Source organism: Kitasatospora sp. NPDC094016 (assembly GCF_040304045.1).
Lineage (GTDB): Bacteria > Actinomycetota > Actinomycetes > Streptomycetales > Streptomycetaceae > Kitasatospora.
This window is the reverse complement of the sequence record NZ_JBEOUK010000030.1, coordinates 58805-79434: the sequence shown is the minus strand read 5'-3', so window position 1 is coordinate 79434 and position 20630 is coordinate 58805. Positions and strand designations below refer to the sequence as shown.

Annotated in this window: 20 protein-coding genes and 1 pseudogene; 13 read left to right on the top strand and 8 right to left on the bottom strand. The window is 72.6% G+C overall.

What is annotated here, in order from left to right; genetic code table 11:
* Window positions 1–76: 76 nt before the first annotated feature.
* From ABT015_RS25310 to ABT015_RS25300, 3 genes are all read left to right on the top strand, one after another.
* Window positions 77–1081, top strand: a complete 1005-nt coding sequence (locus ABT015_RS25310; RefSeq protein WP_350882802.1) for a ScbA/BarX family gamma-butyrolactone biosynthesis protein — start codon at window positions 77–79, stop codon at window positions 1079–1081.
* Between the two features lie 236 nt (window positions 1082–1317).
* Window positions 1318–1848 (top strand): DUF5959 family protein, encoded by a 531-nt coding sequence (locus tag ABT015_RS25305; RefSeq protein ID WP_350882800.1) that lies wholly within the window; start codon window positions 1318–1320, stop codon window positions 1846–1848.
* Between the two features lie 181 nt (window positions 1849–2029).
* A complete protein-coding gene (locus tag ABT015_RS25300; RefSeq protein ID WP_350882798.1) occupies window positions 2030–2695 on the top strand; it encodes a response regulator transcription factor in 666 nt (221 codons plus the stop codon).
* 44 nt (window positions 2696–2739) lie between these two features.
* On the opposite strand, the gene ABT015_RS25295 is transcribed toward ABT015_RS25300, so the two are convergent.
* The 3 genes from ABT015_RS25295 to ABT015_RS25285 all read right to left on the bottom strand — a co-directional run bounded on the left by ABT015_RS25295 (window position 2740) and on the right by ABT015_RS25285 (window position 6341).
* The gene (locus ABT015_RS25295) at window positions 2740–4071 is read right to left on the bottom strand and encodes a sensor histidine kinase (RefSeq protein WP_350882796.1); all 1332 of its coding nucleotides are present in this window, start codon (window positions 4069–4071) and stop codon (window positions 2740–2742) included.
* 114 nt (window positions 4072–4185) lie between these two features.
* Window positions 4186–5574: an FtsX-like permease family protein gene (locus ABT015_RS25290; protein WP_350882794.1), complete on the bottom strand. Its 1389-nt coding sequence runs from the start codon at window positions 5572–5574 to the stop codon at window positions 4186–4188.
* Window positions 5571–6341 (bottom strand): ABC transporter ATP-binding protein, encoded by a 771-nt coding sequence (locus ABT015_RS25285; protein WP_350882843.1) that lies wholly within the window; start codon window positions 6339–6341, stop codon window positions 5571–5573. The genes ABT015_RS25290 and ABT015_RS25285 overlap by 4 nt, the downstream gene beginning before the upstream one ends.
* 120 nt (window positions 6342–6461) lie before the next feature.
* Between ABT015_RS25285 and ABT015_RS25280 the strand changes: the two genes are divergently transcribed.
* The 9 genes and pseudogenes from ABT015_RS25280 (at window position 6462) to ABT015_RS25240 (ending at window position 14986) form a co-directional block, all read left to right on the top strand.
* The gene (locus tag ABT015_RS25280; protein WP_502897399.1) at window positions 6462–6605 is read left to right on the top strand and encodes a ketopantoate reductase family protein; all 144 of its coding nucleotides are present in this window, start codon (window positions 6462–6464) and stop codon (window positions 6603–6605) included.
* A 219-nt stretch (window positions 6606–6824) separates the two neighbouring features.
* Window positions 6825–7205, top strand: coding sequence for a hypothetical protein (locus ABT015_RS25275; protein WP_350882790.1), 381 nt, complete (start codon window positions 6825–6827; stop codon window positions 7203–7205).
* A 143-nt stretch (window positions 7206–7348) separates the two neighbouring features.
* The gene (locus ABT015_RS25270; RefSeq protein WP_350882788.1) at window positions 7349–7855 is read left to right on the top strand and encodes a thiaminase II/PqqC family protein; all 507 of its coding nucleotides are present in this window, start codon (window positions 7349–7351) and stop codon (window positions 7853–7855) included.
* A 143-nt stretch (window positions 7856–7998) separates the two neighbouring features.
* Window positions 7999–8136: pseudogene (locus ABT015_RS25265) on the top strand (transposase); the annotation flags it as partial.
* A 292-nt stretch (window positions 8137–8428) separates the two neighbouring features.
* On the top strand, window positions 8429–10006 hold the full coding sequence (locus ABT015_RS25260) for an amidohydrolase family protein (protein ID WP_350882786.1): 1578 nt from the start codon (window positions 8429–8431) through the stop codon (window positions 10004–10006).
* Entirely contained in the window at window positions 10006–11160 is a 1155-nt protein-coding gene (locus ABT015_RS25255; protein WP_350882784.1) for a M20 family metallopeptidase, read from the top strand. Before ABT015_RS25260 ends, ABT015_RS25255 begins: the two co-directional genes overlap by 1 nt.
* 31 nt (window positions 11161–11191) lie before the next feature.
* Window positions 11192–12085 carry a GNAT family N-acetyltransferase gene (locus ABT015_RS25250; protein WP_350882782.1) on the top strand — a complete coding sequence of 298 codons (894 nt, stop codon included), beginning with the start codon at window positions 11192–11194 and terminating at the stop codon, window positions 12083–12085.
* Entirely contained in the window at window positions 12082–13188 is a 1107-nt protein-coding gene (gene menC, locus ABT015_RS25245) for an o-succinylbenzoate synthase (RefSeq protein WP_350882780.1), read from the top strand. The genes ABT015_RS25250 and menC overlap by 4 nt, the downstream gene beginning before the upstream one ends.
* A gap of 82 nt (window positions 13189–13270) precedes the next feature.
* Window positions 13271–14986, top strand: a complete 1716-nt coding sequence (locus tag ABT015_RS25240) for a PucR family transcriptional regulator (RefSeq protein WP_350882841.1) — start codon at window positions 13271–13273, stop codon at window positions 14984–14986.
* A 38-nt stretch (window positions 14987–15024) separates the two neighbouring features.
* On the opposite strand, the gene ABT015_RS25235 is transcribed toward ABT015_RS25240, so the two are convergent.
* The 4 genes from ABT015_RS25235 to ABT015_RS25220 all read right to left on the bottom strand — a co-directional run bounded on the left by ABT015_RS25235 (window position 15025) and on the right by ABT015_RS25220 (window position 17780).
* The gene (locus ABT015_RS25235; RefSeq protein WP_350882778.1) at window positions 15025–15213 is read right to left on the bottom strand and encodes a hypothetical protein; all 189 of its coding nucleotides are present in this window, start codon (window positions 15211–15213) and stop codon (window positions 15025–15027) included.
* A 53-nt stretch (window positions 15214–15266) separates the two neighbouring features.
* Window positions 15267–16658 carry a serine hydrolase domain-containing protein gene (locus ABT015_RS25230; RefSeq protein ID WP_350882776.1) on the bottom strand — a complete coding sequence of 464 codons (1392 nt, stop codon included), beginning with the start codon at window positions 16656–16658 and terminating at the stop codon, window positions 15267–15269.
* Window positions 16659–16842: 184 nt separating this feature from the next.
* Window positions 16843–16971 carry a hypothetical protein gene (locus ABT015_RS25225; protein ID WP_502897397.1) on the bottom strand — a complete coding sequence of 43 codons (129 nt, stop codon included), beginning with the start codon at window positions 16969–16971 and terminating at the stop codon, window positions 16843–16845.
* 275 nt (window positions 16972–17246) lie between these two features.
* Window positions 17247–17780, bottom strand: coding sequence for a hypothetical protein (locus ABT015_RS25220; RefSeq protein ID WP_350882774.1), 534 nt, complete (start codon window positions 17778–17780; stop codon window positions 17247–17249).
* A gap of 272 nt (window positions 17781–18052) precedes the next feature.
* On the opposite strand from ABT015_RS25220, the gene ABT015_RS25215 reads away from it, so the two are divergent.
* Entirely contained in the window at window positions 18053–19228 is a 1176-nt protein-coding gene (locus tag ABT015_RS25215) for an alpha-lytic protease prodomain-containing protein (RefSeq protein WP_350882772.1), read from the top strand.
* 74 nt (window positions 19229–19302) lie between these two features.
* Here the strand turns inward: ABT015_RS25215 and ABT015_RS25210 are convergent, their stop codons facing one another.
* A complete protein-coding gene (locus tag ABT015_RS25210; RefSeq protein WP_350882770.1) occupies window positions 19303–20511 on the bottom strand; it encodes an ROK family transcriptional regulator in 1209 nt (402 codons plus the stop codon).
* Between the last annotated feature and the right edge of the window lie 119 nt (window positions 20512–20630).

Genomic DNA, 20630 nt, shown 5'->3' with positions numbered 1-20630 from the left:
AACCAAACCGGAAGGTACGTATCTTACGAGCCCTGAGCAGCCCACCCCGCCCGCCACGGCCTTCCGGAGCGCTCCCATGACCCTGCTTGCCTACCGCGCCCCCGCCATCTCCCGCGCCGCCGGCGCGGACCACGGCACCACCCCCGGCCGCACCGCCGGGCCGTCCGTGCCGACCGGACCGGCACCGCGCCTGACCAGCACCGTTGCCAAGGAGTACGTCCACCGGGCCTGTCACGCCGAGGTCTTCCTCACCGGCAGCGAGCAGCTGAACGAGACGACCTTCGCCGTCACCGCGCAGTGGCCGCGCGCCCACACCTTCTTCACCACCCCCGACGGAACCCGGCACGACCCGATCCAGGCCGCTGAAACGATCCGTCAAGCCGGGCTCTACCTCGCACACACCCGGTTCGGCGTCCCACTCGACCACAAGTTCATGATGTGGAACCTCGACTACACCACCCGCCCCCGCCAACTGCTCATCGGTGCGGCGCCCACCGACCTCACCATCGAGGCCAGACTCGTCCCACAGCCGCGCCGGACCGGCACCACCATCGACTTCACCCTCAGCACCGTCATCCGACGCGGCGCCCACCTCGCCGCCACCGGACACGCACGGTTCACCACCGTGCCGGACTCCACCTACCGGAGGCTGCGCGGGGCTCACCGCGAGGCCGGCCCGGCACCCGCCGTCTCCGGCGAGCCGCTGACCCCGGGCCGAGTGGGTCGGATCCGCCCCTGCGACGTCGTCCTGACCCCGGCCGACGCACCCGGGACCTGGCACCTCACCCCCGACCTCTGGCACCCGATCCTCTTCGACCACGCCAACGACCACATCCCCGGCATGGTCCTGCTGGAGGCCGCCCGCCAGGCCACCAACGCGCTCGTCTCACCGGCCACCGTCATCCCCGCCTCCGCCGCGACCACCTACCACCGGTACGCCGAGCACGACGCCGCCACCACGATCACCGCCCGGCACACCCCCGGTGACGACCCGGACGCCCTCACCACCACCGTCACCGGCCACCAGAACGGCGAGCCGATCTTCACCACCGTCGTGACCGGCCACGCCGACCAGCGATGACCGGCACCGCCGGGCGCTGACGGGCGCCCGGCGGCCCCGACCAGTCCCGGCCCGGGCGGACCAGCCCTGACCGGCGCGAACCGCCGGCCGCCCCACCGCCCCACCCGGCCCGTCCGACCTCCCCGGTCGGGCGGGCCGTCGGCCCGTCGGAGACGAACCCCTCCCACGGACTGGCACCGGACGAACACCTGCGCGAGGATGTCAGCCCTTGGATTCGCAGTGACCGGGAGTACACCGTGCGTGAAGTCGCTTCGCACCAGAACGAGTTGATCAGACTGACGGACCGCCCCGGCACCGACGACGCCACCGGGCACGAGGGGCGCACCGGCGGCCGGAGCGTACGGGTGCGGGTGCTGGGGCGACACTCGCCGGGCTCCCTGCTCGGCCACGACTGGCTGGACTGCGAGATCACCGTCACCGCCGACTCGGTCCGCGGGCAGTTCGTCACGTTGGTGACGGAGCATCAGCTGGCGCTTTGGGAAGCCGCCCTGGAACGGCTGGCGCAGCGCGAGGCGGTGCGCTGGCTGGACGAGGAGCACGGCCCGGAGCTGCGGATCGAGCCGGGGCGACCGGGCGGGCTCTGGGTGACCGTCTCCGACGCCGAGGACTCCGGGGTCACTCTCCGGGTCGCCCTTTCCCCCGCCCCCGGCTGGCTGGACGAGCAGCGCGCCCTGCTCGAACTCGTCCGGGACGCCTACCCGTTCGAGGTGGTCGAGGTCGCCCCCGGCGTCCACACCTGGCGTGGGCAGCAGACAGCCGAGCACTGACCCACCGTCAATGTCTTTCTGAAGAAGGGGCTGACGCCCGGCGCAGCGAGCCGCCGGGCGGGGTGCGCAGGAGCAGCCGCACAACACGGGCGGCGAGCTGGACGACGGGGCCGACCGACAGTCGGCCCCGGGCGGCCGGGCGCCGACCGGCCGCGGCCCGGCCACCGCCGATAATGGCGACATGATCGAGAAGCAGCTCCGCGTCGTCCTCGCCGAGGACTCGGTGATCCTCCGGGACGGCATGGTCGAACTCCTCACCGCGCGTGGGTGCGCCGTGGTCGCCACCGCCGGGACGGCCCCCGAACTGATCGCCGCCGTCGCCGAGCACCGGCCCGATGTGGCCGTGGTCGACATCCGGATGCCGCCCAGCCACACCGACGAGGGCATCCGCGCCGCCGTCGAGCTCCGCTCCACCTCGCCGGACGTCGGCATCCTGGTCTTCTCCCAGCACGTCGAGACCGCCTGGGCGGCCCGGCTGCTCGCAGGTGGCGCCGCCGGCGTCGGCTATCTGCTCAAGGAACGCGTCGCCCGCACCTCGGAGTTCGTGGACGCGCTGCACCGGGTGGCGGCCGGCGGCACGGCGCTCGACCCGGAGATCGTGAACGGCCTGATGCACGGCGGGCGGCGAAGCCGTGTCGACGCGCTCACCCCGCGCGAACGGGAGGTGCTGGAGCTGATGGCGCAGGGCCACTCCAACCGCTCGATCGCCGGGCTGCTCGTGGTCTCGGAGCGGGCGGTGGAGAAGCACGTCGCCGCCGTCTTCGCCAAGTTCGACCTGCCGGCGACCGAGGCCGACAACCGGCGCGTCAAGGCCGTCCTCACCTACCTCGCCGAGAACGGCGGCTGAGCCGGGAGCAGCGGCCTCGCGGACGGCCGTACCGCGGCCACCCGTCACAGGCGGCTCGGCAGTTCTGCGGTGACCGTCGTCGGCCCGCCCGGCGGGCTGTCCACCCGCAGCACCCCGTCCACCGCCGCGAGCCGTTCGGCCAGGCCTGCCAGGCCCGAGCCCGAACCGGAGCTCCAGCCGGAGCCAGAGCCCTCGCCCGGGGCGGCGCCCCCGCGGCCGTCGTCCCGCACCGTCAGCCGCACCCGCCCGTCGGCTGCGCTCGCCGTGAGCTCCGCCGCCGCCGCGCCGCTGTGCTTGGCGACGTTGGTCAGCAACTCGGCCGCACAGAAGTAGACGGCCTGCTCGATCGCCTCGTCCGGCCGCTCCCTCAGGTCCAGCCGTACTGTGACCGGCACCGGCGCGGTGGCGGTGAGCCCGGGCAGCGCCTGGGCGAGGCCGCCGTCCAGCGCCACGGGGTGGATGCCCCGGGTGAGCCGGCGCAGTTCCGCGATGGTGTCGTCGGTCTGCCGCCGGGCCCGGTCGACCAGGGTGCGCAGGCGCTCGGTGTCCGGAGCGCCGGGCTGGGCGGCCTGCTCGGGCGGGCCGGGCGGCCCGGGCTGGGCGTCGCCGACGGCCGCACCGGTGACGTCGCCGGTGACCGCCCCGAGGGCGTCGTCGGCCAGCGAGAGGGTGATGGCGAGCGCGACCAGGTGCGCCTGCGTCCCGTCGTGCAGATCGCGTTCGAGGCGGCGCAACCGGTCGGTGTTCTCGGCGAGCAGGGTGGCCCGGGCGGTCTCCAGCTCGCGCACCCGTTCCTGCGACCGCACCGGGCCGAGCAGCAGCCGGGCGAGGCCCCGATTGGCCGCGCTCACCGCCCGCAGCGCCGCCGGCACCGCCGCCAGGACGGCGAGCCCGGCCGGGGCCCCGGCCACGTCCAGCCAGCCGACCGGTCTGGGCCCGGGCTCCAGCAGCCGCACCCACAGCGGGAAGCCCGCCAACCAGACGCAGCTGAGCGGCAGTCCGACCGCGACCAGGAAGCCGAGCACCCCCAGTGGCAGCCGCAACAGCAGGTAGAGCAGCGCCCGCCAGGCCACCGGGTCGGTCAGCACCGCCCGGCCCCGGGCGATCGCCCCGGACGGCCGGGGCAGCGTGCCCGGGGCCGGCACCCGCTCGCCGAGCAGCCGCGCGACCAGTCGCCGGTGCAGCCCACCCAACCCGCGCGCCCCGGCCAGAGCCGCCACCACGAACGGCAGCCCGAGCACGGTGAGCGAGAGCAACGCCCCGGCATAGAGCACGGCCACGGCATAGGCCCCGCCGAGCACGCCGACCGGCAGCCCGAGCAGCGCGAAGGCCAACTCGCCACCGCGCACCGACAGATACCGCCGACGCTCAGCCACCGTCCACCTCACCACTCCCACTCACCGCACTCACCGCACTCACCGCACTCACCGCTTCGACGACACACCCAGGCGGCTTCGACCCGGCCCCACCACAGCCGGCGAAGGGCGCGCTCACCCCCGCTCACCCCCGACCGCCTCCGCCGCACGCCCCCGGATCGCCCGCAGACCGGTGCCCAGGATCCCCGGTACCGTCAGCACCGCCGCGCCCGCCACCACCCAGCCGCACGCAGCACCGGGCACCACCGGCAGCACCGACCCCGTCACCGCCCGGGCGAACGCCCCCGAGGCGACGGCCGCCACCGCCGCACCCAGCAGCACGCCGACCGCCGTGGTGAGGGCCGCCTCGACGGACAGCATCCGCAGCAGTTGCCGCCTGGTCGCGCCGACCAGGCGCAGCAGCGCGAACTCGCGCCACCGGTCGGCCGTCAGGGCGACCAGCGTGTTGACGGTGGAGACGGCCGCGAAGCAGACCAGCATCCCCAGTTCCGCCTCACGCAGCCAGACGTCCGTCGCCTTGGTGACGCTGGTCGCGGCACCGGTCGTCCGGACCACGTGTTCGGCGGTGCTCGTCATGATCGACATGGTGCCCGACAGCCCGACCAGGAGCGCGACCGGCACCACGGCCGAGGAGAGCCGGGCCGCGTAGCCGCGCAGGTTGGCGTCGGCGAGCCAGCCCGCCCCGGGGGCCAGCACCCGTAGCGGCGCGCCGAGCACGGCGGCCACGGCTCGGGCCGCGAGCGGCCCGAGCAGGGCGAGGGCGACCAGCAGCACCAGCGAGCCGAGCATCGCCGCCTGCCCCGCCTTGTCCAGTTCACCGGCCCCTCTGGTGGCGGCGAGCCGCAGCAGCAGCACCCCGCCCGCCAGGACGGCCAGTCCGGCCAGCACCCGCAGCACGCCCGTGCGCCGCTGGCCCGAGGTGTCGGCGGTCAGCGCGGCGGCCGGGGTGAGCCGGGTGATCCGTCGGGTGGCGAGGGCGGTGGCGGCCAGGCCGACCAGCAGCGCCACCGCCAGTGCGACCAGCATCGGCACCGGCGTTCCGGGGATCCGCAGACCGGGCGCGGCCAGCCCGCGCCGTTGGAGCGCGGCGAGGAAGCCCCGGGCGGCGAGGGTGCCCGCCGCGCCGCCGGGCACGGCTGCCAGCAGGACGGTCGCCGTGACCTGGGCCCGCACCAGCCGGCGCACCTGACGGGGTGTCGCGGCGACCGTGCGCAGCAGGGCGAGGTCACGGTGCTGCTGGCGGAGGGTGAAGCCGAGCGCGTTGACCACGACGAACAGCGCGACCAGGACGGCGATCTCACCGAACGCCCCCGCGATCAGCAGCAGGCCCGGCCCGGCCACCGCCCGGCGGGCCACCTCGGCGGGGGCCGTGGCCTGGGCGGCGACCAGCGAGCCGAACAGCGTCACCGTCGCCACCGCCAGGAACAGCGCCACCGCCAGCCCGGCGAAGGCGGCCGGCCGGCGCCGGATCTGGCCGACCGCCAGGGAGAGGACGGGGCTCATCGCGCTCCCCCGCCCAGCCGGCTCAGCCGCTCGCCGACCTGTGCGGCGGTCGGCCGGTCGAGCTCCTCCACCAGCAGCCCGTCGGCCAGCAGCAGAACCCGGTCCGCGTAGCCGGCGGCCACCGGGTCGTGGGTGACCATCACGCACGTCCGCCCGTCCACGTCCACACCGGAACGCAGCAGGTCGAGGACATCGTGCCCGGTCGCCCGGTCGAGCGCGCCGGTCGGCTCGTCCGCGAACAGCACGGCCGGCCGCGCGACCAGCGCCCGGGCGATCGCCACCCGCTGCTGCTGGCCGCCGGACAGTTGCCCGGGCCGGTGCCGCTCCCGCCCGGACAGGCCGACCCTGGTGAGCGCCTCCCGCACCTGCGCCCCGTCCGGCCGCGCCCCCGCGAGCCGCCCGGGAAGTTCGACGTTCTGCGCGACGGTCATCGCGGGCATCAGGTTGAACGCCTGGAACACGAACCCCACCCGGGTGCGGCGCAGCTGTGCGAGCCGCCGCTCGGGCAGCCGGGACACCTCCGTCCCGCCCCAGCGGACGGTGCCCCGGGTGGGGCGGTCCATCCCGGCGAGGCAGTGCAGCAGCGTCGTCTTGCCGGAACCGGAGGGCCCCATCACCGCCGTGAACGTCCCCGGCGCGAAGGACACGGACACCCCCCGCAACGCCCGGACGGCGGCCGTGCCCCGCCCGTACTCCCGGTGCAGCCCGTCCCCGGTCAGGGCCGCGCCCGCCACCTCACCGCTCGCCGCCGCGGCGGCTGTCGTCATCCCGTTCATGCCCTCCATCCTGGACATGAACGGCCGCATGATCGATTGGGCTGGCCCCCCGATTCGGGGTTCGGAAAACCGAACCCCGCAGGTGGGGTGCCCGGGTCGATGAAGTCCTCGATGCAGCGTGATGTGGAGGCCGGCCGTCCGATCGAACTGGACGCCATCGGCGGCGCCGTCCTGCGGGCCGCCGCCGCACACGGAGTCGAAACCCCGGCCCTCGCCGCACTGGTGCGCGACCTCTCCGACCCGGCCGACCGGTAGCACTTCCAGCCGACTTCACGTCACGGAGCAGCGCCCTTGACGTGAAGTCGGCGAGGTCGAAGTCACGTCGAGCCCGGAATCTGACATTCCATCAACTCCCTTTCCTGGCCGACAGTAAAGGTTCACCCATGATTCACCCGATCGGGCGGAACCACGAGCGGGCGATCAGGCGTTGTTGCCGGCGGGAGGGATACAGACATGACAAGGAAACCGTACCGAATGGCCGCCGCCGCACTCGCGCTGCTCGCCACCGCTCCACTGCTCAGCGCGTGCAAGGACGTCGACCAGGCACTCGACTGCGGCAAACAGGCCGTCAGCATCACCGGCGACATCCAGGATCTCGCCTCATCGGCCATCAACGTCGGCCAACTCACCGACCAGGACCGCCGCAAACACACCTCGGACGCCCTGAAGAAGGTCGGCGACGACATCAAGAAGCTCCGCGACCACAACAGCGGGGACAAGCTCGACAAGGCCACCGACAAGTTGAACAAGGCCGTCTCCAGCGCCCAGGACAACGTCTCCAAGGGCAAGATGCCCGACATCGGGGCGATCACCGACGCCGCCGGCGACGTGACCAGCGCCTGCGCCGGGTCCTGAGCCACCTACCGCACCGCCCGCTCCCGGCCCCGCACCCGCGGGGCCGGGGGCAACCCGGGGCCCGCCCCGGCCTGTCGCCACCGACCGGGCCCCGCCAGGCGGTAGGAATGGCACCGGGGCCGAACCGCACCACGGAGGCCCCGGTGAACCACCCCATCCTCGACCAGATCCGCGACCTACGGGCCGAGTTGGCGCCCGGCGACGCCGCCCCGGCACTCGTCACGGCGCTCGCCGACGGCACGGCGCCCTGCTCGGCCCTGGCCGAACTCGCCGCCCAGCAGCACCGGATCATCGCCTCCAACCGGCGCGGCCTGCTGCTGCTCGCCACCCGCAGCGCCGACCTTCCGGTGAGCGCCTGGTTCGCCACCCTCGCCGAGGGCGAGAGCGCCGCGCTGCGCACCCTGCCCGGCCTCGCCGCCGCCTGCGGCCTCGACCCGGACGAACTCACCGCGCGGCCGCCGCTGCCCGGCTGCCAGGCCTACCCCGCCTACCTCGCCTACCTCGCCTGGCTCGCACTGAACGGCGAGCCCGCCGCCGCGGCCGCCGCGCTGGTCGCCAACTTCGCGGCCCGGGGTAAATGTACAGACTTCCACCTCGGTCCTGGCCAGCGGAAACGCGAACGGCCCGCCAGCTACGCGCTCGTCGCGTGAGCCCGAAGGCCCGCTCCGTCGGTCTTCCGAGCGGTCGGCGGGGCGGGCGCTCAGCCCGTCACTGACGGAGGTCTGGGGCTCCGGGAGCGGCGGCGTCTTGGGGGTCCGTGGGAACGGGATTGCCCTGGTCGTCCAGCCACCCACCGATCGTGCTGGTCTGGGACCGCCTGAACACCCACAACTCCCACGCCATGCGCGAGTTGGTCGCCGCACGTGCCAGGCTGACCGTCTTCCTGCTTCCCGCCTACTCGCCCGACCTCAACCCCGTCTTGCGGTGGTGGTAATCCTGGCCGCGGCCCCGTCACGGATCCGGCGGATCGCGATCGTGTGCAGGGGCCCGGGCTGGCAGCCGGGTGCGCGTGGTGCCGGTCGCGGCCAGTGCTGTCCTCGACCACACCGGGCCCTGAACTCGGTTGGTGAAGTGGTGCTCGGTCGGGAAGCGGGTGACGTCGCCGACGCGCCCGGTGATCTTCGCGGCCGGCACGGTGGGAGATCAACACGAACAACGCCATCGCGGCTCCTGCGAGCCGATGACGGCTCCGGCAGATCGGGGTCCTCGGCACAGCAAAGTTCGTGCAGTCGGGTGGATCTGGCGCGCCGGATTCGTCGCACCGGACGAACGGACCGTACGGCAAACCTCATAGGGTCGCCAGCAGCGAGGCCAGGAGGCGAACTATGCGAACACTGTTGCGGGGCGGTCGCGTCATTGACCCGGCTACGGGCTTTGACGGCACGGCTGACGTGCTGGTCTCCGATGGCAAGGTCGTTGCCGTCGGACCAGGGCTGCCAGCATCCGACGACCAGGTCGAAATCGATGTCGGCGGGTACATCGTCGGGCCCGGGTTCATCGATCTGCACAGCCACGTGCACTCCATCGCGGGCCAGCGGCTGCAGGCGATGGACGGTGTCACGACGGCGCTCGACCTGGAAGCCGGGCTGATGCCCGTCGAACGGGCCTATGCCGAGGCGGCCGCAGCGGGACGCCCGCTCCACTACGGCTTCTCGGCTTCCTGGGGCTCGGCGCGGGCCAAGGTGCTCGCCGGTATCGAGCCGGACGCGAACATCAACAGCGGGCTTGCCGTACTCGGCAATCCGGCCTGGCAGCGGTCCTCGTCGCGGGCCGAGCTGACCGCCTGGCTCTCCCTTGTGGAGGGTGAGCTGGCGGCGGGCGCGCTCGGCGTCGGCGTACTGCTCGGGTACGCCCCGGCGAGTGATCCGGCCGAGTTCCTGGCGTTGGCGAAGCTGGCCAAGCAGGCCGAAGCACCCACGTATACGCACGTCCGCGAGCTGGTCGAGATAGACCCGGCCACGCCGGTCGACGGGACGCAGGAGATCGCGATCGTCGCGGCCGAGACCGGTGCCGCGATGCATCACTGTCACGTCAACAGCACGTCCGGACGGCACGTCGACCGGGTGCTCGCCGCGCTGGAGTCGGCCCGTTCGGCCGGCTCGCGGGTGACGGTCGAGGCCTATCCCTACGGTGCGGGCAGCACCGGCATCGGCGCGGCGTTCCTTTCGCCCGAGCGGCTCAAGATGAAGGGTCTCGACCCGACGCGCGTGCTGATGCTGGAGACCGGCGAGCGGATCGCCGACGAGGCCCGGCTGCTGCAGGTCCGCGCCGAGGACCCGGGTGCACCGTGCATCCTCGAGTTCCTCGACGAGGAGAACCCGAAGGACCGGGACCTGCTGCACCGGACGCTCGCTTTCCCGGATTCGATCGTCGCGAGCGACGCCATGCCGGTGTACTGGCATGGCGCCGGCAACGAATCCACCGCATGGCCGCTGCCCCCTGGCGGTGTGACGCACCCGCGCACGGCGGGCACGTTCTCCAAGTCGCTGCGGTTGATGGTGCGCGAGGCCGGGGTCTGGACATGGCTGGAGGCGTTCCGGCGCTGCTCCTACCTGCCCGCGCGGGTGCTGGATCAGGTCGCGCCCGGCGCGCGGACCAAGGGCAGGCTGAACGTCGGCGCGGACGCGGACATCGTCGTCCTCGACCCCGCCACCATCACCGACACGGCCACGTACTTCGATTCGACCCGGCCCGCGATCGGCGTCCGGCACCTGTTCGTCGCGGGTACCCAGGTGGTCCGCGACGGGCAGCTGCTCGCCGACGCGTACCCTGGCCAGCCGCTGCGGGGGGAGCCACGGTAGTGGAATTCAGCTTGGAAGCTCTGCTCACCGACATCGAAGCACTGGTGTGCTGCGAATCCCCGTCATGCGACCTCGACGCGGTGGCGCGCAGCGCCGAGGTGCTCGCGGGCCTCGGCAGGAAGTTGCTCGGCGTGGAGCCGGAGCGGATCGTCCTCGACGGCCGGACGCATCTGCGCTGGCGGTTCGGCAAAGGCCCGGCGCGCGTGCTACTGCTCGGCCACCACGACACGGTCTGGCCGATGGGTTCGCTGGAGACGCACCCTTTCTCCGTGGCCGACGGGGTCTTGCGGGGACCGGGCTGCTTCGACATGAAGGCGGGCGTCGTGATGGCGCTTCACGCGGCCGCCGCGTTGCCGTGCCGGGCCGGATTGTCCATTCTGATCACTGGCGACGAGGAACTGGGCTCGCCGTCGTCGCGAGGGCTGATCGAGGCAGAGGCCCGCGGCTGCGAGGCGGCGTTGGTGCTGGAGGCTTCGGCGGACGGCGGCGCGATCAAGACCCGGCGCAAGGGCGTTTCGCAGTACCGGATCGACGTGACCGGCCGCGCCGCGCACGCCGGTCTCGAACCGGAGAAGGGGATCAACGCCGGGATCGAGATCGCCCACCAAACCCTCGCGGTCGCCGCGCTCGCCGATCCGGAGCGCGGGACCAGCGTGGTGCCGACACTGCTGGCGGCCGGCACGACGGTCAACACCGTGCCGGCGACGGCCATGGTCCAGGTCGACGTGCGGGTATGGGACGAGGACGAACAGCTCCGCGTCGACCGGGCGGTGCGGGCGTTGCGACCGGTGCTGGCGGGCACACAGGTGCGGATCAGCGGCGGCGTCAACCGTCCGCCGCTGGATGCCGCTTCCTCGGCCGCCTTGTTCGGGCTGGCGCGGGAACTGTCCGCGGGCATAGGGCTGCCGGAATTGACCGAGGCGCCCGTCGGCGGTGCTTCGGACGGCAACTACACCGCGGGGCTGGGAGTTCCGACTCTCGACGGTCTCGGAGCGGTCGGTGGCGGGGCACACGCGGATCACGAACATGTCCTGATCGAAGAATTGCCAGGGCGGACAGAATTGCTGTTCGCACTGGTGGAAAACGTGTTGGCGAAGGGGAGTCCGTCGACTCCGAAGAATGCGGCGGACTGTTCCGGTCGAGCCCGACGGTGACCTTCCGGGGCCACCGAGAAAGGAGCATCCCGTGACGGATCTTTCGATGAATTCACAACGACCAATCACATCGGAGGCCTGTGGTGAGGCGGTCGCGGCCGCGCGGGCGGCGGCCACCGCGTCAGGGGTCGAGGTGCGAGAGATCCATGAGATCGCCGAACTGGCCGCGATCGGAGTGCTTTTCGAGAAGATCTGGCGGTCGGCGCCGGGCACTCGGCCGGTGACCACGGAGCTGCTGCGCGCACTGTCGGCGGCGGGGAACTACGTGGCCGGCGCGTTTTCCGGCGGCGACCTGCTCGGCGCGTGCGTCGGGTTCTTCGAGAATCCCGGAAAGGGCAGTCTGCACAGTCATATCGCAGGAGTCGCCCAGGCCGGCGCAGGGCGCGGAATCGGGTATGCGCTGAAAATGCACCAGCGCGGCTGGGCATTGACCCAAGATGTTTCGACCATCAAGTGGACGTTCGATCCGCTGGTGCGCCGCAACGCCTATTTCAACCTCGGCAAACTCGGCGCGCTGCCTGTGCAGTACCTGCGCGACTTCTACGGGCCGATGAAGGACGGCATCAACGGTTCGGGCGACACCGATCGGCTGATGGCGTCCTGGGACCTGGCCGGCACGGCAGTACGGGCCGCCGCGTTCGGTGAGCCCATCCGGACCGACACGAAGACCCTGCTCGACCGCGGCGCCGCGGTTGCGCTCTCGGTGGACGCCGACGGCGGCCCGGCGGCGGGCTCGGCAGATGCCCCGGTGGTGGTCGTCGCCATCCCCGCCGACATCGAAGGCTTGCGCGGCACCGACCCCGGCAAAGCAGCTGCGTGGCGGGCCGCGCTGCGCGAAACGCTCGGCGGATTGATGTCTTCCGGGGGCCGGGTGACCGGCTTCGACCGGGCCGGTTATTACGTGATTTCCAAGGAGGAGCAGTGAAACTCAGCGGTGTGGAACTGCGCCGGGTGCAGATGCCACTCGTCGCCCCGTTCCGGACTTCGTTCGGCACACTGTCCGTACGCGAGCTCCTGCTGCTGCGGGCGGTGACGCCGACGGGCGAGGGCTGGGGCGAGTGCGTGACGATGGCCGGCCCGTTGTACTCGCCGGAGTACAACGACGGCGCCGAGCACGTGCTGCGCCAGTACCTCATCCCGGCGCTGCTGGCCGCGGAGGACGTCACGGCGGCGAAGGTGACGCCGCTGCTGGCCAGGTTCAAGGGCCACCGGATGGCGAAGGGCGCGCTGGAGATGGCGGTGCTCGACGCCGAACTCCGCGCGAGCGAGCGCTCCTTCGCGGCCGAGCTGGGGTCGGTGCGGGACACCGTGCCGTGCGGTGTTTCGGTCGGGATCATGGACACGATCCCGCAGTTGCTCGACGTCGTGGACGGGTACCTGGACGACGGCTATGTGCGGATCAAGCTGAAGATCGAACCGGGCTGGGACGTCGAGCCGGTGCGCGCGGTCCGCGAACGCTTCGGCGACGACGTGTTGCTGCAGGTGGACGCCAACACCGCCTACACCCTGGGCGATACGCCGCAGCTGGCCCGCCTCGACCCGTTCGGCCTGTTGCTGATCGAGCAGCCGCTGGAAGAGGAGGACGTCCTCGGCCACGCCGAATTGGCGCGCCGGATCAAGACGCCCATATGCCTGGACGAATCGATCGTGTCGGCGCGCGCGGCGGCGGACGCGATCAAACTGGGCGCGGTCCAGATCGTGAACATCAAGCCCGGCAGGGTCGGCGGTTACCTCGAAGCGCGGCGGGTGCACGACGTCTGCGCGGCGCACGCGGTTCCGGTGTGGTGCGGCGGAATGATCGAGACCGGCCTCGGCCGGGCGGCGAACGTCGCGCTGGCCTCGCTGCCGGGCTTCACGCTTCCCGGGGACACCTCCGGGTCCGACCGGTTCTACCGGAGCGACATCACCGAGCCGTTCGTGGTGTCCGACGGGCACCTGCCGGTGCCGACCGGTCCGGGCCTCGGCGTGACGCCGATTCCGGAGCTGCTCGACGAGGTGACCACTGCGAAGGCCTGGATCGTTTCGTAGCCTGGCACGAATTCCGCGGATAGATTGACCTGATCGAACCATCCGGCTGGGCCGTGGCTGGATCTACCCTCGGGGAGTGCTGATGCCCGTGCCGAACAAGCCGCACACGAGTCTGGGACGCGTCCTCGAAGCCCTCGGGGACGTACTCCTCGAACCGGTCGCTGTCGGACGGGACACCCGGCGGCAGCTCGGCGGCGTGGTGATCCACGATCCTTACGAGGACACCGAGTTCCCAGCCGGGGCGGTCGTCCTCGGGGTCGGCCTGCGCGAAACCGACGAGATCGCGAAGCTGCTGCACACCGTCGGCGAACGCGGGGGCGCCGCGCTGGTCGTGCGGTCGCCGGTCTCCGCGTCGAAGGAACTGGTCCGGGCGGCCGACTCCACCGGGGTCGCGCTGCTCGGGCTGGCCGGCGGAGCGTCGTGGGCGCAGCTCGCCGCGATACTCCGCACGTTGCTCGCCGAGGGCGACGTCGGCGATGTTTCCCCGCAGTCACTCGGCGGGATGCCGTCCGGCGATTTGTTCGCGCTCGCCAACGCGGTCGCCGCACTGCTGGATGCGCCGGTCACCATCGAGGACCGCAACTCGCACGTGCTCGCGTTCTCCGGCCGCCAGGACGAGGCCGATCCTTCCCGCGTCGAAACGATTCTCGGCCGCCAGGTGCCCGAACGCTTCACCCGCCAGCTGGAGAAGGAAGGCGTTTTCGAACGCCTCTACCGGGACCAGCGGCCGGTTTACGTCTACCCGGACGGCTACGACGAGAACATCGTGATGCCCAGGGTCGCGGTCGCGGTCCGAGCCGGCGACGAGGTCCTCGGCTCGATTTGGGCCGCAGTCGACAATGAGCTCAGCGAAGAACGTACCTCCGCGTTGGTCGACGCCTCGAAGATTGTTGCGCTGCACATGCTTCGGCTGCGCGCAGGTACCGATGTCGGGCGCCGGTTACGGGCCGATCTGGTGAGCACCGCGCTCGAAGGAGGCTCCGGCGCGCCGGAAGCCATCGCCCGCCTCGGACTGCTGGGGCAGCCCACCATCGTGCTCGCCATGGGACTCCTCGAGGCCCCCGACGACGACCTCCGGCTCGTCGCGGAGCGCCAGCGAGTCGCCGACGCGTTCGCCATGCACCTCAGCGCCGTCCAGCCCCGGTCGGCGGTGGCGCTGGTCGGCGATGTCGCGTACGGCATCGTCCCGATGCCCGGGAACCAAGGCGATTGGCGCGAACGCTCGGTACGCGTCGCGTCGACCTTCCTGGAACGCACCGGCCGCGGGGCCGCCGCCGCGATCGGCGTCGGACCGCTCGCGCTCGACGGCTCGGGCCTGCGCGCGTCCCGCGACGGGGCCGACCGCGCGTTGCGCGTGTTGCTCGCCAACGGCGGCACAAAGCGAATGATCACCGCCGAAGACGCGCATATCGAAGCGCTACTACTCGAATTGGCGGACCTTTCCGCGGCACGCGGGGATGTCGCGACCGGGCCGATCGCGCGGCTGCTGGCCTACGACACGAAACACCAATCGCAGCTCGTGCACACGCTGCGGTGCTGGCTCGATTCTTTCGGCGACATCGGCGTCGCGTCCACCGCCGCGTACGTGCATCCGAGCACATTCCGGTACCGGTTGCGCCGGGTCGCGGAGGTCGGCGGAATCGATCTCGACAACCCGGGAGACCGGTTCGCGGCGATGGTGCAACTACATTTGCTGGCACGGGGGGAAAAGCACTGCCGGTTTGAAAGGCTTGACAAGGCCCGGTCGCTCCAACCCTCCGAGCGTTCCGGCTTCCTTCGCCGACGTGTGCCGTCATAGCCCCAAATAACGCCTGACTGACCCTCGGGCCGTCGGCGTCACGCTGCTTCGATGGGTTCGAAACGGACGGTCAGACCCAGGGCATTGGCCTGGTACTCCAGCAGGACTTCGCGAGCGAAGGCGACGGCCACCGGTATCTTGAACACCCACGCCAGCACCACCGGGTCGTCGCCGCCCACCGACACGTCCGGTCCGTCCGGCACGCCGACCTCGCGAGCGGGCAGCAACCCTTCCGTGCCGGCTTCGGCGAAGACGGCTTCGATCCGTTCGCGGATCTCGCTCAGGGGGACACCCGTCGGTCGGCGCGCCCGGTGTGGAGGAACCGGGCGCGGCCGGTGCCGTCATCGCCGACGAACGCGTGTGCCCTGTAGAGACCCGGGAACTCCGGGGCGATGGCGACGAACGTGTCGTCGAGGTAGGGCAGCAGTTCATGCTTTGCCGGCGGCGCACCGCCAAGGTCGGCGAAGATCCCCTTCGGGGTGCGCTCGATCCACAGCGTGCCGTCTTCCGCCGTGACGACGTTATCGGCGACCATCGACGAGTACTCGCCCACGTACCGGGACAGGTCGGCCTGGGCGGCCGCGGGGTTCGGCTGCGGCAGTGGCGGGAGCTTCACGTCGGCGAGTTCGTCGAGCAGCTTTCCAAAGACCTGGTGGTAGACGTGCACCGGCTGCCCGCCGTTGGTCAGCAACGCCACCGCGACGTTTCGCTCCGGCACCACGCGCAGGAAAGCCGACTGGCCGATCGTGCCGCCGTCGTGGCCGACCACCTCGCCGCCCTCCCAGCCGAAGAGCATCCAACCGACACCCCAGCGGCCGGCCATGATTCCGAGCGTGGGCACCTCCACCTGCGGCTCGCGCATCACGGCCAGCGACTCCGGCGACAGCACCCGGCCGCCGTCGTCGGCCTTGCCGTCGTTCAGGTGCATTCGGACGAAGGTCAGAAGGTCCCGCGGGCGCATCGCGAGCATCGAACCGGCCGGGGCGTTCGATGCGGTGAGTGCCCAGATCGGCGCGGGCACCGGCTCCTCGCCCGGCTGCGGGGCGACGTGGCCGACCGCGGCGCGGTAGCGGATCGCGTCGTGAGGACCAGTCGCGGCGTGGGTCAGGCCGAGCGGCACGAAGAGGTGGTCGCGCACGCAGTCGTCCCAGCACTTACCGCGCAGCACCTCGATGATGCGGCCGAGCACGCAGTAGCCGGCGTTGTTGTACGAGAACCGCTCGCCCGGCGGAAACAGCTGCGGCACGTCGGACAGCGTCGCGATGAGCTTCTCCACCGCGTCGGCGCCGCGCCCGGTGTCGGTGAAGACGTCGCCCTCGAAGCCGGCCGTGTGGCAGGTCAGCTGCCGGACGGTGATCGCGGCCGCGGCCGTTTCGTCGCCGAGCGCGAACTCCGGCAGGTAGTCGCGCACCGGCCGGTCGAGGTCGAGGCGGCCCTCGTCGACCAGTTGCATGATCAGGGTGGTCGTCCACACCTTGGTGATCGACCCGATCTGGAACAGCGAGTCCACAGTGGACTCCACCCCGGTGGCCTTGTTCAGGACGCCCGCCGCGTGATCGATCACCTCGCCGTCGGCGAGCACCGCGATCGCGGCGCCAGGAACCTGATGCTCGGCCAACAGATCGGCGAAGTTCTCCTGGAGCCAAGTCCGGATTTCATGGATTTTCGACATGCGCACCTTCTGTCCTCGTGAGGATGCTCCGACGTTTCCGGAATGCTAGGTCGGTGGCCTGCGTCACTTGTTCGTCCGGACCGAGGAGAGCGCGGGGAAAGTTCCTCCGCCCAGACGAATCAGGCAGTACACAGCGGTTCCACCGCCGTCGCCGCGGCGACGGCGGTGAATGTGGGGCGCTCGGTCACCGGGAACGGGCGTCCTCGGCACGGGTGGACACGGCGACCGGGTACCGGCCTCCGTCCCGGTACTCGACCACGCCGACCTCATTGCGCACAACAAGCAGCGCGCCGGCCTCACCGCTGGTCGTCATCGGGGAACCCGGACCGCAATCGGTGTGGCCAGACCTGCGGTTGCAGCCAGCGCCGGACGTCCGCGCATGCCTCGGAAGCGGCCCCCTGGCCGTGGCCCTGCCCGACAGAACTGCGCGGGCCGCTGTGTCTGCGTCGAGCGCGTCCGTCTTGCCGCGCGAACGCACTCTTCTTCTCCACCAGCGCAACTAGGGTCCAGGGTCTCCCGGGTCACGCCGACGGGCTGAACGGGCGCGGGGGGCCGAGGAGTTCGTCCCCCGCGCCCGATCGGCCTCGCTCAGGCCTGCCAGTGCGGCTTGCCGCTGACCATCCGGCAGTAGATCATTCCCCCGTTGGCGTCATGGGTGCTCTTGCCGAGATCGGCGTTGCGGCAGAACTGCCCGGCCGCGTAGCAGTTCCCGGCGTTCGAGCGGAGCTCGCACTCCGCGCCGCCGGCCGCCGCGGTGTGCTGCGGCTCCGGGGCGGCCGGCGGCTGGGCCGTGGTGGTCTTCGGCTGCGGCGCCTTCGGGGTGGGCGACGGCGCGTGGGTGCCGGGGGCCGCCGGGGCGGGGGCGGCCGGCGTGCTCGGCGCGGGGTCCGACGCGGGCGGCGGCGTGTCGGCCGGGGACGCGGCGGGCGGCGCCGCAGGCGGTGCGGCCGGCGGGGTCGACTGGGTGGTGGCGGCCGCCGGGGCGGTCACCGGGGGCGAGGCCTTGGCTCCGCCGTCGGCGGCCGACGGGTCGCAACCGGTCAGCGCCAGACCGACGGTGAGGACGAGTCCGGCGAAGCCGGCCAGGCCGGCGCACCGAAGCCCGCGTATGCGTGAAGGCATGGGTGGAGAACGCTCCGTTCCGTTTGGGTGAGGTGTGCGATTCAAGCAGAGCTCGCACACGATCCGTGCACGGATCTCCCACTCGTTGGCAGATCGAGATCTGCGCGCTACCGAGCGTCGCCGCCCTCCGGTCCGCCGTCACGCTGCGCCGAACCGCCGGCCGCCCCAACAGGGGTATAGCGCCGGAGCGCAGGGGAATCCGGCATGTTCCTGGCATGGCCAGCGGATCGCTACCGTTCCGGCAACCCCCACGCCGAACGAGGAGATCCCCCATGCTCCGCATCCGTGTGCTCGCGGTCGCCACCGCGCTCGCGGGCGTCGCCCTGACCGCCGCCCCCGCCGTCAGCGCGCCCGCTGACGACCCGTCCATAGTCGCCGCCCTCGCTTCCCCCGCGGCCCGGACGGCCCCGGCCCCGTCCGCGCTGCTCCCCGCACTCCAGCGCGACCTGGGCCTCTCGCCGCAAGCCGCCGCCGACCGGCTGGCCGGGGAGAGCCGGGCCGCCCGGGTTCGGACCGCGCTCGCCGGCGCCCTGGGCTCCCGCTGGGCCGGGGCCTGGGTCGAGGGGCCGGACGCCGCCCTGGTGGTCGCCACCACCGACGCCTCCGCCGCCCGGACGATCACCGCGCACGGCGGCCGGGCCACCGTCGTCCGCAACGCCCTGGCCGCCCTCGACGGGGCGAAGGCCGCGCTCGACCGGGCGTCCCGGGCCGCCACACCCACCGCCACGCCGTTCTGGTCCGTGGACGTCCGCACCAACGCCGTCGTGGTCCGGTCCTCCGACGGCGCCCGGACCGAGGACTTCCTGCGCCGCTCCGGGGTGGACCGCGCGCTGGTCCGGGTCGAACGGGCCACCGCCACGCCCCGGCCGCTGGCCGACCTGCACGGCGGCGACGCGTACTACATCGACAGCGCCGCCCGCTGTTCGATCGGCTTCCCCGTCACCCAGAACGGCCGGCCCGGCTTCGTCAGCGCCGGCCACTGCGGGCAGCCCGGTTCCAACGCGACGGCCTCCGACGGCAGTTCGATCGGCACCTTCCAGGGCTCGACCTTCCCCGGCAACGACTACTCCTGGGTGCAGGCGGGCCCGGGCTGGACGGCGCAGCCGCAGGTGAACGACTACGCGGGCGGCGCGGTGACGGTCGCCGGCTCGACCGAGCAGCCCGTCGGGTCCTCGGTCTGCCGTTCCGGCTCCACGACCGGCTGGCACTGCGGCACCGTCGAGGAGGTCAACGCCACCGTCACCTACCAGGAGGGCAGCGTCTACGGCGTCACCCGCACCAGCGTGTGCGCCGAACCCGGCGACTCGGGCGGGTCGTTCATCTCCGGCACCCAGGCGCAGGGCGTCACCTCCGGCGGCTCCGGCGACTGCACCTCGGGCGGCGAGACCTACTTCCAGCCCGTCAACCCGATCCTGAGCGCCTACGGCCTCACCCTGGCCACCGGCTGAGCGGCTGAGCGGCTGAGCGGCCGGGGGCCCGGCCGGGCCGCTCGCCGAGCCACGGGCCGCCGTGAGGACAGGACCTACGGCAGCCCCGCCGTCCGGCGCTCGAACACCTCGGGGCGCGCGGTCTCCAGGGCAGTGGCGACCGCGCCGAGGAGGACCGCCTCCTCCCCCAGCAGGCTCGGCGCGAGCGTCGGACGCATCGGGGCGATCCGGTGCAGGGTCTGCTCCAGCGGTTCCAGGAGCAGGTCCGCACTGTTGCCTATGCCGCCACCGAGGACCACCAGGTCCGGGTCCAGTACGGCGGACAACACCGCTACGGCGTAGGCGAGTTGGCCGGCCTCGCGGTCGACGGCCCGGACCGCCGCCGGGTCGCCGGCCCGGGCCCGTTCGAAGACCTGCTTGGCCGTGGGCGCGCCGCCCAGCCCGAGGTCCTGGGCGGTGCGCACCACGGCGTCCGCGGCGGCCTCCTGCTCGATGGTCGCCGGAGGCTCACCTGGGCGGGCGGGCAGTGGCACCAGGCCGATCTCGCCCAGCGCGCCGTGCGCGCCGAGCAGCAGTTCGCCGTCCTTGACCACGCCGACGCCCAGGCCGGTGCCGACCAGCAGGTAGGCGAACATCCGGCTGCCCCGGCCGGCGCCGAGGGTGTACTCGCCGAGCGCGGCCAGGTTGGCGTCGTTGGCGACGGTGACGGCCACCCCCAGGCCCTCCCCGATCCGGTCGAACAGACCGGGCCGGCCCCAGCCGGGCAGGCTGGTGGCGTAGCGCACGCCGCGCCGCTGCTCGTCCCACACGCCCGGGGTGCCGATCACCGCGTGCACGATGTCGCCGGCGGCCAGGCCCGCCTCGGCGATGGCCTCGTGGGCGGCGCCGACCACGGCGTCGGCGACGGCGTTCGCCGAGCGGCCCCGGTTGGCCACGTCGCGGCGGGCGACGACCGTCCCGGCGAGGTCCGCGACGGCGACCCGCAGCCTGGCCCGCCCGATGTCCACGCCGAGCACGTGCCCTGCGGCCGGGTCGACCTCGTACAGCACCGCGGTGCGGCCGCGCTCGGGGGCCAGCCGACCGGCCTCGCGGACCAGCCCGGCCTGCTCCAGGGCGGCCAGGGCGGCGGACACGGTGGGCTTGGACAGGCCGGTGTCCCGGGCGAGTTGGGCGCGCGAGGAGCCGCCGCCGGTGCGCAGCAGTTCGAGCAGCAGCCATTCGTTGTTGCTGCGCAGCCGCTGCCGGTTCCACGGCACTGCCGGGGCCCCGGCCGCCGGGCGGTGGGTCGGCAGGTGGCTGCTCATCGGTTCCTCCGGTCTGGGCGGGACGGCTGGCGGGCGGGCCGCGCCGGGTGGTGCCGGCACGGCCCGCGGCCTCCGGTGTCGGGTGCCGCCGCCCAAGTATGACCGGTGATCATTCCGTT

What these genes read in the sequence shown, in the direction of transcription:
- ABT015_RS25310 (WP_350882802.1), top strand. Translation starts at nt 77, where the DNA reads ATGACCCTGCTTGCCTACCGCGCCCCCGCCATCTCCCGCGCCGCCGGC.
- ABT015_RS25300 (WP_350882798.1), top strand. Translation starts at nt 2,030, where the DNA reads ATGATCGAGAAGCAGCTCCGCGTCGTCCTCGCCGAGGACTCGGTGATC.
- ABT015_RS25290 (WP_350882794.1), bottom strand. Translation starts at nt 5,574, where the DNA reads ATGAGCCCCGTCCTCTCCCTGGCGGTCGGCCAGATCCGGCGCCGGCCG.
- ABT015_RS25285 (WP_350882843.1), bottom strand. Translation starts at nt 6,341, where the DNA reads ATGACGACAGCCGCCGCGGCGGCGAGCGGTGAGGTGGCGGGCGCGGCC.
- ABT015_RS25280 (WP_502897399.1), top strand. Translation starts at nt 6,462, where the DNA reads ATGCAGCGTGATGTGGAGGCCGGCCGTCCGATCGAACTGGACGCCATC.
- ABT015_RS25275 (WP_350882790.1), top strand. Translation starts at nt 6,825, where the DNA reads ATGGCCGCCGCCGCACTCGCGCTGCTCGCCACCGCTCCACTGCTCAGC.
- ABT015_RS25240 (WP_350882841.1), top strand. Translation starts at nt 13,271, where the DNA reads ATGCCCGTGCCGAACAAGCCGCACACGAGTCTGGGACGCGTCCTCGAA.
- ABT015_RS25230 (WP_350882776.1), bottom strand. Translation starts at nt 16,658, where the DNA reads ATGTCGAAAATCCATGAAATCCGGACTTGGCTCCAGGAGAACTTCGCC.
- ABT015_RS25225 (WP_502897397.1), bottom strand. Translation starts at nt 16,971, where the DNA reads ATGACGACCAGCGGTGAGGCCGGCGCGCTGCTTGTTGTGCGCAATGAG.
- ABT015_RS25220 (WP_350882774.1), bottom strand. Translation starts at nt 17,780, where the DNA reads ATGCCTTCACGCATACGCGGGCTTCGGTGCGCCGGCCTGGCCGGCTTC.
- ABT015_RS25215 (WP_350882772.1), top strand. Translation starts at nt 18,053, where the DNA reads ATGCTCCGCATCCGTGTGCTCGCGGTCGCCACCGCGCTCGCGGGCGTC.
- ABT015_RS25210 (WP_350882770.1), bottom strand. Translation starts at nt 20,511, where the DNA reads ATGAGCAGCCACCTGCCGACCCACCGCCCGGCGGCCGGGGCCCCGGCA.